Here is a 13,614-nt window from a genome sequence, read left to right as displayed (position 1 = left end):
TCGACATTGCTCGAACTGGTGTCGCACGATTCGGCGGTCTTTCTTACAGAGACTGCATCGTGCTACTTTCAGCCACTTGCAGTGAAAAGCTTTCGGGACCGAAACCGGGCATATTTATGAATCGTTCTCTTTCTGGTCCATCGAATGTCGCAACCGGGCTGTGCCTTTTGGCCTGCCTGCTGCTTGGCGGTTGCGCACAAACGCTGCAAAAACAAAACCTCACCGGCAACAATACACCTCCCGAATCGGTCGACTTCGGCCAGCTCGGTATCTCGCCCACGCCAACCGCCGCACAGCCGGCATCCGATCAAACGCCAGCCGATGAATCGATGGCGGCCGATGAATCGTTTACGATCCGCGGTCAAGATCCCGGATACGCGTTGCCACCAGGCGTCGCCGCGACCGCTCCAACACCATCTCCTGGCGGCGGCGGATTCACCCGTGGTCCGGTTCCCGTCAGCGGCCAAAACGTCCAACCCCCTTTGGTACAACCTCAAGCGACCGCCGGGGTTGGTGGTGCTTATGGCACGCAAGCGACCGATCCACGCGTCGCTCAAAACGGTGTCGGTGGATATCAAGAGCCGGTCCAGCCGGCGCCTAGCTACGGTCTGCCTGCACCGCAGCCCAACTATCAGAACTACAATAATCAACCGGTTGTCCCGAACCAGCAGACGTTTGGGCAAGCTCCCGTTGCGCCGCAGCCCGGCATGATCGGTGCGCCGATCGAACCGATCAATCCGAACTTTGTCGATCCGTTGTCGAACGAACCGCCACCGTTGGTGATGCCTCGCGTGCGAACCGTTCCCGTCGACGTCTTCGTAACGCCCGCCCGAACCGGTCGGTTCATGGTCGGTGGTGCCGTCAACAGCGACGCCGGTGTGACCGGTCAGATCGTGTTGGACGAACGCAACTTTGACATCTTGCGATTCCCACGCAGCTTCCAAGACTTGTTCTCCGGTTACGCCTTCCGAGGTGCCGGTCAAACATTTCGTTTGGAAGCTGTTCCCGGTAGCGATTTCCAGCGTTACATGATGTCGTTTGGCCAACCGTATCTGTTTGGATACCTGCCGCTGAGTCTTTCGGTGCAAGGCTTCTTGTTCGACCGTCAGTACCGCGACTGGGATGAATCGCGTTTGGGTGGCCGTGTCCAACTGGGCTATCGCGTTACCAATGAACTGTCGCTCTCGACAGCGATCCGCGCCGAAAACGTCGACTTTGGCGATGTTCGCGTCCCTGGAATTCCTTACGTCGATCAATTCGTCGGCGACCACGAACTCTATTCGGGCAGCGTCCGCTTGTCGCACGATACCCGCGATATCCCGTTCGCGCCGACCGAAGGGCATCTGTTTGAAGTGACGTTTGAACAAACCTTTGGATCGTACGACTACTCGCGGATCCAAGCCGATCTGCGGAACTACTACCTGCTTCGCGAGCGAGCCGATCACTCGGGACGTCATACGATTGCGGTCACCAATAGCGTTGGCTTTAGCGGCGCTGACACGCCGATCTTCGAGAATTTCTTCGCCGGTGGTTACAGCACCATGCGTGGTTTCGATTTCCGCGGTGCTAGCCCCGTCCTCTCCAACGGTTCGGACAACGTGCAGGTCGGTGGTCGTTTGAGCGTGTTGGGATCGGTCGAATACCAGTTCCCATTGACCGCCGATGATGCCACCAAGGGCGTCGTGTTTGTCGATTACGGTACGGTCGAACGCGAGATCGAGATCAAGCGCGAGAACTTCCGCGTCGCTCCCGGTTTTGGTTTCCGCGTCAGCATGCCCGCCTTGGGACCTGCTCCGCTGGCCTTCGACTTTGCCTTCCCCGTCGCCCACGCCGACACCGACGATCGCCAGGTCTTCAGCTTCTTCATGGGCTTCTCACGCTAATTCGCTTGAGCAAATTCCCGCAGCCGCGCCAGCTGCTGCGGATCGCTCGGCGGCGACGTTAACAGCAGATAGTTTGCCAGCTTCGCCGCGGCTTGCGAGTCGTTGACGGTCAGATAGGCCTGGCAAATTTCCAGCTGAACGGCGAACCAATCGTCGCTCCCCTTCTTCATTCCGCGGCCGTACTGCAACATCCGCTCAATCCCCTGCCGACGATCATCCGGCACGTCGCTGTGCAGCAGCATTTGAGCCAGCTCCCGAGCGAGGCTTCCCGATCGTGGTTCGGGGAACTGCCCGATCACTTCCATCGCCCGGTTCGATTGCTCGCTGGCGACCATCGCCTTGAGAATCGCCAACTGATCGGGCAATGTTCGTGTTTCCCTTGCGATGCGATCGGCGACCGCAACGATCACCGTCCCCAAGCGTTTTCGATCGACCGAATGCTGCTGTGCGTCTCGACCCAAGCGTTCGGTCAGATCCAGCGGCCACGGCTCGTCGGGATTCGCTGACAAGAAGTCCAGGTCGAGGGTGCTCGTTTTGCCAAGTCGCAGTTGAGCGAGCGCCGCCGCAAAGCGAGCCTTATCGGCTGCGGGAAAGTCCGCTTGGCGAAGCTGTTCGTTGAGCGAATCCCATTCAAACTTCAGCAGCCGCGTCCGGTCGCCCCACAGCGCGACCAATAACGCTTGCTCGCCATCGGCTGGCAATTGAGCAACCGCTTCCTGTAGCAAGTCTGCTTGTTGATCCGGTTCCTTCTCTGTTCGTAACGCCTTCCGCCACAGGCTGGCCGCGCGCGTCGAATCGCCGGCCGCTAGAGTCCACAGCCTCGCGGCATCGGCCCAGGCCTGGCGGTTCTCAAACAGCTGGCTCAGCATCTGCCGGGCTTGCGGCGTTTGAGCCCCCTCGGGCCACAGTCGCAACTGGGTTTCCAACAGCTTTTGATATCGCCGCTGTCGTGGCGAATCTCCTGGCCACCCCGCTTCGACCAACAAAAACGCAGCTTGCAAATGAGCCGCCTGAGCCAAGCGATGTGAGGTCAGTCCTTCGCCGGCTTGAGCTAGCTGTTGGCTGGCCGCGTCCAAGTCGCCCGCTTTGCGATAGGCGGCTCCGGCCTGCAATCGATGTTGGAACGCGGATTCCGCCTCGCCGCTTTTCGCTTCGCGGTTGGCGGCTTCCGCATACTGACCCGCCGCTGCCGCAAACTCGCCGCGACGCAGCATCGCCGCCGCCGCGGTCGCCATCACGCGCGGGTCGCTTCCCGCGTCCGAATCGCCGAGATCGATCAACCGCAAACTCGCCGTCCGTCCATAAAATGCACCATGCCGCGCTTCGATCGCTTCGGCCCAGTCGGCTGCCGCTTGGACATCGGGATTTTTACCGGAGAGCAAGAACTCCAACCGAGCCAGGTCGAGCGTTGGCGGTGCGGTGCGGACGGTCTTGGTGTAATCGTTCGGCGAGTAATAAGCGTCCAGCCACTGCTGAGCCTCGCTGCGTTTGCCTTCGGCGATCGCGATCCGGACCAGCATCGCTCCGGTTTCGGGGACGATATCCCAGATCGAAGCGGTGGCTGTCGAGGGCGTCGGATCGCCCTCTTCCGATTCGTTGGCCGGCAACAGCGGCCGCAAGGCGAGAGTCGCTTTGTGTGTGTCGCCGACGCGCAGCCACGATTCGGCCAACAACCGCACGACGTCGCCAAAGCTCGGATCGTCGGCGGGAGTCTTGCGAAGCAGCGTCTCGGCTTGCGCCGCCGCATCAGCCGCCGCCGCCAAGGCATCGTCGCTGTCGGGCGGATAGAGATCGGCTCGGGCCAAGAGGGTTCGCACCAATTGGCGTTGGACGGTTCCCTGTACAACGCGCAGCTCAGCCGCCGGGGCCAAGCGGTCGTCGCGTTTCAAATCGGCCAGCGGGATCGTCTCTTGCAGCGCATCGGCTAACTGAGTCAGCCGGTCTTCGCAATCGCGGATCGCCGCCAACGCTGCCTGTCGCAATGGCGAGCTCTCGGGCGAAGCCAGCACGCTGAGCGTGGCGGTCTGGCTGCGACGAAAGTCGACCATCGCGCGGGCCAGTCGGATCCAATCGGCGCGGCGGCTGGTTTCATATCCGACTAACCAACCGTCTAACAGTTCCGACGAACGGTTCCATGTCGATGGATCGATCGGTCGTTGTTCGATCCCGCGTTGCAGCATCGCGTTGCTTAATCGGATCGTCCAAGTCGCCGATTCGTCGGATCCCGGTTTGGCATCGGCCAGTTTCTGGCGGCAGATCTGTTCGGCGATCGCGGCCAGTCCCGATTCCAGCAGCCGCCGTTGCAGGTCGCCTTGGCGATCGGTCGTCTCGCGTCCCAGTGGCGTCAGCGATTCGGAGGCATCAATCGAAGGCAGTAGGCCCGAGAGGACTACAGCGATAGTCAACGCGCGGACAGCTGCCGGGAGAAGTCCAATAGATTGGATGCACTGCATCGACGGGAGTTCCTGCGGGGACGCGACGGCAGGTTCGCTTGACCGTCCTGTTGATTCGTAAAGTCACGATTCAAGGTAAGTCAAAACCAGAGCACCGTCCAGGCACCCGCAACAACCGCTGGCGGCGTTTGGGCTTCGTTGCCGCAGTGTGGCGACGCGCTATCGTCCTGTCGTTCCATCAGTTCGTGCAGTTGGACGTTGTGACCGCAAACATTCCTGGCTGCAGTTTCGGCTGCGCTAACCGCGGGCGGGGGAGACCCAGACGCGGCGGCTGTAGGTGATCCATTCGAGGACCAGCAGCAGCAGAGCGGCTAGCAAGATCCAACGCCACGCTTCGCTGCGGCGGTTCTGCTCGCCAGCGATCGTCTCGGCGGTTTCGTACCCCAACTCGATCGTTTCGGTCGCGGGGATCTTGCTCTCTTGAGCGTCGAACAAATTGATGGTGAACATCTGCAGCAGCCGATCGCCAGCGAACAACTGGTACAGCCCAACCGCTTCGGTATCCGAAAATCCAGTCTGACCACCGACACCGGCGGTCAGCGTTTCGGTCTCGCCCGAAGGCAATCGTAATTCAACTTCAGTCAATCGGTTTTCCGTTCGCAGCGTGATCGGTTGCCCCGGGCGGTACGACGGCGCGCCGGTCGTGTCGATCGCTCCGCCCAAATATCGCAAGACGTTGTAAACGAAGACTGGCCAGCTGCGTTGGATCGGCCAGTCGGTGTTGTAAGCTTCGCCCCCATCCTCGCTTTGCGAAGCGATCTCAAAACCGAGCACCAGGTCTTGGTAACCGCGTCGCGAAGCCAAGGCCAGGATCGGTCCCGAATCGCTGGTCATCAGAGTCTGCGTTCCCGACGGCCCGGTCAGCGTTTTCCCTTCGACAATTTTGATCGCAAACAATTCTAAGAACCGCATGATCGGATGGGTCCGATCGACGTCGACCACAAACACCGCCGACGACAGGTCCCCCGCTTCCCAATCTTGTGGCGGCAGGCTGCCGATAAACCAAGTGCTGGCCAGCGGCATCGTCTCGGGCGCGCAGCGGTCGTAGACGATCAAGTCGTCGCTGCCGTCGGCCGCTCTTTTTTTGTATTCCGCCGATTCGAGGTAGCTAGGTTCGACAAACTCTAGCCTCCCCAATCGCGATGCGCGAGGCGTTTGCATCGCCGTCTTCAGCGGTTCGTTTCCCGGCGTGACAACCAACACGGCGACGCTGTGCAGCGGCGAGAGTCCGGTGTAGGCGACGTTATCGATCGCCAAGTCGTCGGTCTGGTCGAGGCTCAGTTTCAAGCCGGCGTCGTCATCGATCTGCAGCGCAAACGAGAGTCCCTCCTCTTCCCCGGGATCCAGTTCGACGGCCGAAGCATCGAGGAATTCGCCGTCGCGCGTTAGCGTCGCCGTGACCGCTTGCGGCTGCGCCCCGAGGTTGGCGATCGTCGCAAAGGCTTGAACCTGCGACGGATCCTCGGGATTCCGTTCGGCGCTAAAGGCGGTGATCGCCATGTTGTTGGCGCTCCCCGATCCGATCGGGATGAACTTGGGCGTTAGGTTGCCCAAGTCGAAATCGTTGATCGCACCGACCCGTCCATCGCTGTAGATGTACAGCGTCGCCGGGAGCGCGTCGGCGACCTGGATGTCGTTCACATCGGCTGCTTGGCTGGTGCGGTTTGGATTCGCCAGCCCCGCCGCGGCTTTCAGCGAATCGAGCATGTTGGTCGTCCGATTGGTCGGCTGCGCTAAATCCAAGGCATCGCGCAACCGGCGTCGGTCGGACGTAAAGCCTTGCAATACGTCGGGTTCATCGCTGAACGCGATCAGCATCGCCGAATCGCTGCCGTCCATGTTGTCGATCTGTTGAGCCAACAGTTCCTTGGCCTGTTCGAAACGCGAAGGTTTCACATCGGTCGACTGCATGCTGGCCGAAGCATCCAACAGCAGCACCATCCGGCGGCCGCTCTGGCTGCTCGCTTGCCAACCCGGCCGCAGCAGCGCCAGCGCCGCCAACGCGATGAATAACAGCTGCAGAAACAGCAAGAGGTTCCGCCGCAACCGCTGCAGCAGGCTGTTGACGTGCATGTCTTCGATCGTGCGGGTCCACAGGTAGGTGCTGGGGACTTCGATCGGTTGGCGACGTAGCTTCAGGAAATAGAGCAGGATGATGCCGATTGGGATCAGCCCCAACAGACCCCATTGCCATGCATGCAGCGCGGGCAAAAAGTTCATCGCACCACGCCTCGCTGTCGCAGATATTTGGTGACCAGTTCTTCGACGCTCTGGTCGGTCCGCGTCAATAGATAGGTCATGTCGCGTTGGCTGCAGAAGGTCCGCGATTGATCGATGAAGGCGTCGACGGTTTGTTTGTAGCGTTGCAGCAACGCGCCGTTGACGGTCACTTCGGCTTCGTCAGCGTCTTCGACATCGATCAGCTTCAGATCGCCTTGCAGCGGCGGATCGATCTCTTCGGGAGCCAAGATGTGGACGACAAAGACATCCATTCGGCGGCCCAGCAACATCCGCAATGCGGCTTCGTAGCCCTGCTTGTCCATCAGGTCGGTCAGCAGGACAACGATCCCGGTCCCTGGATTGCGGAGCACAAAATCTTTGACGCCGTCGGCCAGCGAAACGTTGTGAACCGGTTGGACGGTATCCAAGTAGTTCAGCATCTTCCACAGGCTGGCTTTGCCACGCAGCGTTGGCGCGGCGGCACCGGGCGGTCCCAGTGCGGCGACACGGACGCGGTCGGCGCGGCACATGCCGACGTAACCGAGCGCGGCGGCAAGTTGTTTGGCGACGTGTAGTTTCGTCGGATCGCCAAAGCTCATCGACGCGCTGGCATCGATCAACGCATAGAAATGCAGGTCTTCCTCTTCCAGGAACAGTTTCAGGAACAGCTTGTCCAGCCGCGCGTACATGTTCCAGTCGATGAACCGCAGGTCGTCACCGGGGACGTAGTTGCGGAAGTCGGCGAATTCAACGCTCTGCCCTTTGCGGCGACTGCGTCGTTCCCCTTTCATCCGGCCGCGGAAGACCTTGCGGCTGACCAATTCCATCCGCTCCAACCGCCCCAGCATCTCGGGCGATAACAAAGGCGTGGCGGTTGCGGTGGTATTCAATCAAAACTCTCCCAACCGACGCCAATCGAGCGACAGGATTTGAAATTAGATGCAATAAATCTAGCTGGCTTGGTGGATCTTATCAGAAATCGTTTTAACGAGTTTACAGTCGAAGCTGTGGCCATGCTCATGATATCTATCCGCCCCGCAGTCGCCCGCCCCGTTCAACTGCCTCGCAGCTTGGAAAGTGGCAACGAATCGATGTGGGCCTGAAGGCGTTCGACTTGAGCGCTATCAAAATTGTTTTGAACATTGACATCGTTCCAGGCCGCGAACGCGGCATCAACGAAGTCACAAACTATTGCTCTTCCGATTGACGGTTCAATACCCAGACAATCGATCAGCCTGGAGAAGCTGCCCAGAGTGACAGATTTGAATTCCCCCTGGCCGTCGAGTTGAAGCGCCAATTTGTTTTTGCTCGGAGGAAAATAGAGAACGGTCGAGACGACGTCGTACGCCGGGGATAATGCCGCGTTTCTGCCATCAGGATAGATCACCGAAAAGTTCTTCAGATGGGCATCTCCGTTCCCCGCAACCACGTGAAAAACCACTGAACGTAGGAACTCGTGGGCACTCTCGGGGGCGATCCAACGGATGACGCTGCCAAGTTCCTCGTATGTGCCCTGGTATTGCGAGTGCCCCGGCGGTCGATCGAGGATTTGGCCAAAGTCTTCAATGTGAATTCTACGCGTTGAAGTGCGATCAAATCGATCGATAACAAACACATTCCCATCCCCAGTGTTCATTTCTTCGGGAATCTCGTCGAAGTCAGATACCTTGCGCAGGGCGAACGCGGGAGTTAAGAGTCCTGAGGCTTGGGCCCAAGTCATCGTGGCAAATTCGCACCGTGGCAAGCCTGGGTACTCGGGGGAATGGAACTTTGCGATCAGCGCAGTTCCGTCGAAGGTTGCCCGCGTTGTCAATCCTCGTCCAGCAGCACGAGCAGATAGCTTCCACTGAGCCCCCGCCAATGAAAAACGAAAACGTGTCGCGTCTTTCGTTTTCGGGGGGGCTGGGGAGCGGTGGTCTGTCTGTTTAGGACGCAACTGCGAGTCGCAGGGAGTCAACGTTACCGCACCTGGCAGGTCTCCGCCGAGGTACTTTAGTAATTCAAAGACGTCATCCTGATCGATCCCCAGCAACTCGGAACGCCATCGCAACATCGCACCTTGAGGCAGCAGGTGTGTAAACCAACAAATCGGTCCATCGACAGAGATTGAATTTGGAAAGCGGTCTTCAAAAATCTGCCCCAACACGGGGCGTGATTCCAGTAACGCAGTTACGTACTGCTCGCAAAAGCTGAAACGCTGGCGTTCTTCTTCAAATTGCTCAAGGATTCCGACACGCGTGTCGCTGATGTTGACTGCAAGCGCGCTCATCAGACGTTTGCCTCGAGGATCGATTGAATGTTGGGCCGCAAATCAGCGCGGTCTCCAAGACGGTCGACGACAAAATGCGAAAACCAATCGAGGAGAAGTATTCGCCTGCATTCACGGTATTGATCGATCCGGTCATGATTCAGATGTTCGATCAACTCAAGGTTTAGCAGGAACGAATCCAGCACTTCGGGGGGAGCTGACAGGATGTCCCTTTTCTTCATTCCCGGAAGTTTGATGATTGTGTCGATCCCCAAATTTCCTTGCTTGGTTATCGACCAATAGAACTTCGGCTGATCTGGTGATCCCGCTGTCGGAACAGCAGGTGTGTCTAGTTCTTCATCGACGTCCCAAAGCATCGACTGGTTTGTTGCTCCGATTTGTCGCGGCCCCGCAGCGAGCATCGCGATGATGAAAATCTTGCCAGTCGCGCGTCCCAGCGATAGCGGTTGATCAAGCTCGTGCCTTGGATGGTTTGGCAGTGCATCATTGCTCTGCAACGGTGCGAGGTCTGCAAGCAGCGCCATAATCGCTTGGCTCGCGGACGTCGCTTCGCGTATCTGCTTCACAATTCGATCGACGCGTGCATCGGAAACTTTCTCGTGATCGCCAGTCAATGCACCGCGCCAGATCCAATGGGCTACGAGTCGATCGATGCGGGAATCTTCGGCTGGATAGAGGTCGTAGAAAGCCGTCAGTACGATCAATGGCAGGCGATAGGGCAGCAGTTTCCAGTGCGGAATTCCTGCGGATAGCTTAATGGCGTCGACAGCACGGCGGAGCGCTCGTTCGGTGCGTTCAATCGAATGGTCGGGGAGTTCATCCGGTGATTCGCTGGATGCACGGACCGATGTACCGCATGCCGCTCGCAGGCAGCGCAGAAAAAGGTCTTTGTCCAGTGAGCCAAATTCTAGATCGCAAAGCCGCGAGACCGCCGATCGAATCGGACGCTCTTCGTCGGTTCGGTACAAAGCTTCGAAAATCTCTGACTCTCGCATGTCGACTCCAGCGGTGTTAACTCGCGTGAAGATCAGACGCAATTGCTCCTCGCTGGTTCCTTCGACAATATACGCTGGAACCTCATACTCTCGTACCGCCTTGCCAAGCTCCAGTGCACGATCTACCAAATCTTCGTGTTCCAAGCCGAGCGGCCAATTCCGAATCCATTTCAAAAGGTCGACTGAGTTGGCAATAACATTTAGCGGGAGCCAGCCTGCAGGAGGCTCCTTCTTTAGTAATTGACGAAACTCCTCTCGTTCTAAGTCGTACCAGATCGACCAGTAGTCGCTCCGTGGGATGACTTCCCGTCGCAGTAGCGTGGCTGTTAACGCCATGATCCGCTGCTGTCCATCAACAACCCACAAGGCACTGTGCTGTTCGGCTGAATCGAACTCAATTGGGCCAAATTTCACGACGCCAGCCGGTGCGTAATCTCGGGAGAGCAAAAGGTTGCCAACCGGGAAACCACGGCGAATGGAATCAAAAAAGTCGATGACATGCCGCGCACGCCACCGCAGTGGACGCTGAAAATTGGGCACGCGCACGCGGCCAGTTGCGGTATCGGCAAGTAGTTGTTCGACGCGGAACCCCTGCGCCTGAAGGCGTTGCCCCGGAGGGGAATTTCGATTGCCAGTGGAATCATTCATGAAAGTCAAGAGACTCTAGTGCTAGTGAAAATTCGCGTAGAAAAACAGTTGCACGCATGTCCGAATCCACTGCCGATCGATTCAAATTGGACGTGGCGTTTCTGGCCGCCTTCTCCGCTTGCTATTGGGAGTTAGCGTCTGAATCGCTGGGACTTTGAGCCGATTTATCGTCGGTTCCAGCCGATTCGCCTGTCGCGTTGTCATTGTTGTCGGGTGCTGGCTCCACGTCCGCCTCGGCGACCTTTGGCGACAGGATGATCTTATCACCTTCGATGCGGACGCTGTCCAAGCTCTTGATAAATTTTGCCATATCGGGATCTGTGTTCAGCTCTTTCGCCAAGTTCTCTTTACCGATCGCTTCGATCGCCATATCGGGAACCGGTTCGCCTTTGATCGTGGCGGCTTTCAAGTTGACGAACAGCATGCCGTCGACCAGCTTGACATCGAAGGTTGCCGAACCGTTAAAGAATCGTCCGGCGACCGGGATGCTGACATCGCCTTCGACTTGCCCCTCGGCGATTTTCACGAACACGCGGCCGCGGAGGTCATCCTGCTTGGCGATCATCGCGTTGATCTCGTCGGCGGTCAGGATCAGTTCGGGCGGCGTCGATTCGGCTTCCACCGCGGTCTTGAAACCGTCGACCCGCGATTCCAGTTCGGCCAGTCGCTCTTCGCCGATCTCGACGACGGGCAGATCGGCGGCGGTTTCGGAGGTGTATTTCTGGATCTGATTGTTTACAAACCAATAGGTCCCCACGCCGCCGCAGACCACTAAGATGGACAGCAGGGCGATCGATCCGAGGCAACCGTAGAGCCAACAGCTGCCCGAAGACTTGGGTGGGTCAAACGAATCGGCTGGTTGGGATTGATACGGGGCTTCGCTCATAGGGGACTCCGGCGAGACAGTGGGGGCTTTGAAAAGATCATCGAGCTGTTCGGATTCTACCGAAAGATCTTGGCCAGCAAACCCTCTCGCTTTGGATGGGCTCTTCATTGAGAATCCCATATCAAGGAGACTGAAATGCGTACGAAGTTCTCAATCTGGCTGATATTGCTGGTCGCGATCATGAACCAATCCACCAATCACGCCGACGAACCGGTTCCTGAATCCGCAGGGTTTGTCGCGAATTTAAAGCTTCCGACCTTGGGAGGCGTCCAGTTCTGGACCGATCTGCGTTGGTGGTACGGTTGGCGAATCCAGCAGAACAAATTGACCGATCAGTGCCGCCTGCTGAATCCATCGAACATTCGCCACTTCTCCGGTTCGCGAGAGGCCTGCGACGCGCGGTTGGCGGAGATCGTTAGCGACGGTCCTTGGCCCGAGCCACCGCAGCGAGTCGTCATTTGTCTGCACGGCCTGATGCGGACCCATCGCTCGTTTGCCTCCTTAGGAAAACGGATCGAAAAGGAAACGCCGGCGACAGTCATCCACTTCGGCTATGCGAGCACACGCGCTCCGGTCAGCCAGCACGCTCGCGCGCTTCGAGGGCTGATCGAGAGCCTGCCCGGCCAACCGCAGATCGATTTGGTCGGTCACAGCATGGGGAACATCGTCGCTCGGCATGCGATCGGCGATTGGCAAACCGAGGGCGATCCGGCGGGCGTCTTGGATCGACTGGGGCGATTTGTGATGCAGGGGCCGCCGAATCAGGGCGCTCAGATCGCCAAGCGGTTGCAGTCGACAACGGTGTTCGAAATCATCACCGGAACCAGCGGCGTGCAGTTGGGGATCAATTGGGACGAACTGCAGCAACATCTGGCGACGCCGCCGTGCGAGTTCGGGATCATTGCTGGCGCGTTTGAGATGGGACGTTTTCGCAATCCCTTAGTCGATGGTGACAGCGATCTGATCGTCAGCGTTGAAGAGGCGAAGCTTTCGGGAGCGAACGACTTTGTGATCGTGCCGGTGTTGCATTCGTTTTTGATGGACGACAAAGACGTCCAAGAGTTGACGCTACGGTTTCTAGAGACCGGCGCCTTCGCGGACGACGGCCAACGCAACCCGCTGCCCTGAGCCGGGCGGGGGAAGTGCGACACTTCACCCTCCGCCAAACGAAGTTTGAAGCGGAGGGTCGAACGAGCGAAGCGTAGTTCGGGGAGGTGCGTCGCGCGGTAAATCCGCAGTGCTTGATCCCGGGGTACTGCCCTCCCCGAAAAACTAGCTCGGCGCTCGTTTTCCGACCCTCCCGACTTGCGTCGAGCGGGTAAAGTGCAGCGAGTTGCTGCCGGCTAGGGTTCGACTTGAGCTAACGATTCCTGCGACGCGATCGGTTCGAAGGCGTAGTCGGGGTTGTCGGCATCGAAGTCCATCGCGACGAAGTTTGGATTCAGGTCGACGTTGGCAAAGATGTACTCTTCCTTCAGCGGCGGTTCGCCGTCGGCTTCCGGCCAATCGTAGGAAGCGAAGTAGACGGGGACCTGCAGTTCCTTGTCGATGAAAATCCGAGCGATGTGGTAATCGGCGGTCGCGCTGCGATTGGTCTGCGTGACTTGAATGTGTTCGCATTCCCGATCACCCAGCTTGGCGTTGTCGTAGAACTTGACGTCGATATCGCTCGACGCCAGGTCGCTACGCATCTTCTCCAGCAGGCGGAAGATCAGGTTGCGGAAACCAAATTCGGTGATCGGGTGCAGGTTCCCCTGCATCGCCCAATGCCCCTTGGGGTTCAGTTCGACGGTGATGTTTGCCAGTCGTGGCCCACCGCGCCGCGCCAAGACGTTGCCGTCGCGTTCGCCTTCGACGTACAACACCTCGCGGCCAGCCAGTTCGCTCGGCTTGAGGAACTTCAGGTAGACGCTCATCGGCGTGACCAGCTTGCCGTCGGCAAAATGGCGGTGGCGGACTTTGGCTTGCATGTACTGGCGAGCCGTCAGTTCGCCGTCGATCCGTTCGCGCTTGATCAGCAGGCACGAATACTCTTTGACTTCTTCATCAGTTCGCTGCAGCCCCTTGGTCGCGATTTCGATCACGCGATCCAGCGGGTGCGCCGACGTCGGCGCAGCTGTCGCTTTTTTGGCTGGGGCGGTTCCGAGGCTCGCCGATTCCTCGGCAGTTGCCAGTGTTGGCAGCAGGCAAATTAGCAGCAGTGCAATCATCGTGGTGTTTGTTTCTTGTTGTCGCGATTGTCGTCGCATTTCTCACCCTC

General features: G+C 58.5%; 9 protein-coding genes. 2 read left to right on the top strand and 7 right to left on the bottom strand.

Annotated elements, in window-relative coordinates:
• The first annotated feature begins 116 nt into the window (after positions 1–116).
• Entirely contained in the window at positions 117–1,883 is a 1,767-nt protein-coding gene (locus CA51_RS22060; RefSeq protein WP_231745830.1) for a BamA/OMP85 family outer membrane protein, read from the top strand.
• On the opposite strand, the gene CA51_RS22055 is transcribed toward CA51_RS22060, so the two are convergent.
• The 6 genes from CA51_RS22055 to CA51_RS22030 form a co-directional block, all read right to left on the bottom strand.
• Positions 1,880–4,288, bottom strand: coding sequence for a hypothetical protein (locus CA51_RS22055; protein ID WP_145123310.1), 2,409 nt, complete (start codon positions 4,286–4,288; stop codon positions 1,880–1,882). The genes CA51_RS22060 and CA51_RS22055 overlap by 4 nt on opposite strands.
• A 285-nt stretch (positions 4,289–4,573) precedes the next feature.
• Positions 4,574–6,556: a vWA domain-containing protein gene (locus CA51_RS22050; protein WP_145123309.1), complete on the bottom strand. Its 1,983-nt coding sequence runs from the start codon at positions 6,554–6,556 to the stop codon at positions 4,574–4,576.
• Positions 6,553–7,404 (bottom strand): DUF58 domain-containing protein, encoded by an 852-nt coding sequence (locus tag CA51_RS22045; RefSeq protein ID WP_231746219.1) that lies wholly within the window; start codon positions 7,402–7,404, stop codon positions 6,553–6,555. Before CA51_RS22045 ends, CA51_RS22050 begins: the two co-directional genes overlap by 4 nt.
• 206 nt (positions 7,405–7,610) lie before the next feature.
• A complete protein-coding gene (locus CA51_RS22040; RefSeq protein ID WP_145123308.1) occupies positions 7,611–8,825 on the bottom strand; it encodes a type II toxin-antitoxin system HipA family toxin in 1,215 nt (404 codons plus the stop codon).
• Entirely contained in the window at positions 8,825–10,468 is a 1,644-nt protein-coding gene (locus CA51_RS22035) for a DUF262 domain-containing protein (protein WP_145123307.1), read from the bottom strand. The genes CA51_RS22040 and CA51_RS22035 overlap by 1 nt, the downstream gene beginning before the upstream one ends.
• Positions 10,469–10,589: 121 nt before the next feature.
• Positions 10,590–11,354 (bottom strand): hypothetical protein, encoded by a 765-nt coding sequence (locus CA51_RS22030; RefSeq protein WP_145123306.1) that lies wholly within the window; start codon positions 11,352–11,354, stop codon positions 10,590–10,592.
• 135 nt (positions 11,355–11,489) lie between these two features.
• On the opposite strand from CA51_RS22030, the gene CA51_RS22025 reads away from it, so the two are divergent.
• Positions 11,490–12,482 (top strand): esterase/lipase family protein, encoded by a 993-nt coding sequence (locus CA51_RS22025; protein ID WP_145123305.1) that lies wholly within the window; start codon positions 11,490–11,492, stop codon positions 12,480–12,482.
• A gap of 215 nt (positions 12,483–12,697) precedes the next feature.
• Here CA51_RS22025 and CA51_RS22020 read toward each other — a convergent pair whose 3' ends face one another.
• Positions 12,698–13,564, bottom strand: coding sequence for a DUF1571 domain-containing protein (locus tag CA51_RS22020; RefSeq protein ID WP_197451390.1), 867 nt, complete (start codon positions 13,562–13,564; stop codon positions 12,698–12,700).
• Between the last annotated feature and the right edge of the window lie 50 nt (positions 13,565–13,614).

The organism is Rosistilla oblonga (assembly GCF_007751715.1).
In the GTDB taxonomy this organism is placed as follows: Bacteria; Planctomycetota; Planctomycetia; order Pirellulales; family Pirellulaceae; genus Rosistilla; species Rosistilla oblonga.
Note: the sequence above shows the minus strand (reverse complement) of the source record. Positions and strands in the feature narration are given on the sequence as shown.

Bases quoted from the DNA above. Each gene is read 5' to 3' on its own strand.
- CA51_RS22060 (WP_231745830.1), top strand. From the start codon at position 117: ATGAATCGTTCTCTTTCTGGTCCATCGAATGTCGCAACCGGGCTGTGC.
- CA51_RS22050 (WP_145123309.1), bottom strand. From the start codon at position 6,556: ATGAACTTTTTGCCCGCGCTGCATGCATGGCAATGGGGTCTGTTGGGG.
- CA51_RS22045 (WP_231746219.1), bottom strand. From the start codon at position 7,404: ATGCTGGGGCGGTTGGAGCGGATGGAATTGGTCAGCCGCAAGGTCTTC.
- CA51_RS22040 (WP_145123308.1), bottom strand. From the start codon at position 8,825: ATGAGCGCGCTTGCAGTCAACATCAGCGACACGCGTGTCGGAATCCTT.
- CA51_RS22035 (WP_145123307.1), bottom strand. From the start codon at position 10,468: ATGAATGATTCCACTGGCAATCGAAATTCCCCTCCGGGGCAACGCCTT.
- CA51_RS22030 (WP_145123306.1), bottom strand. From the start codon at position 11,354: ATGAGCGAAGCCCCGTATCAATCCCAACCAGCCGATTCGTTTGACCCA.
- CA51_RS22025 (WP_145123305.1), top strand. From the start codon at position 11,490: ATGCGTACGAAGTTCTCAATCTGGCTGATATTGCTGGTCGCGATCATG.
- CA51_RS22020 (WP_197451390.1), bottom strand. From the start codon at position 13,564: ATGATTGCACTGCTGCTAATTTGCCTGCTGCCAACACTGGCAACTGCC.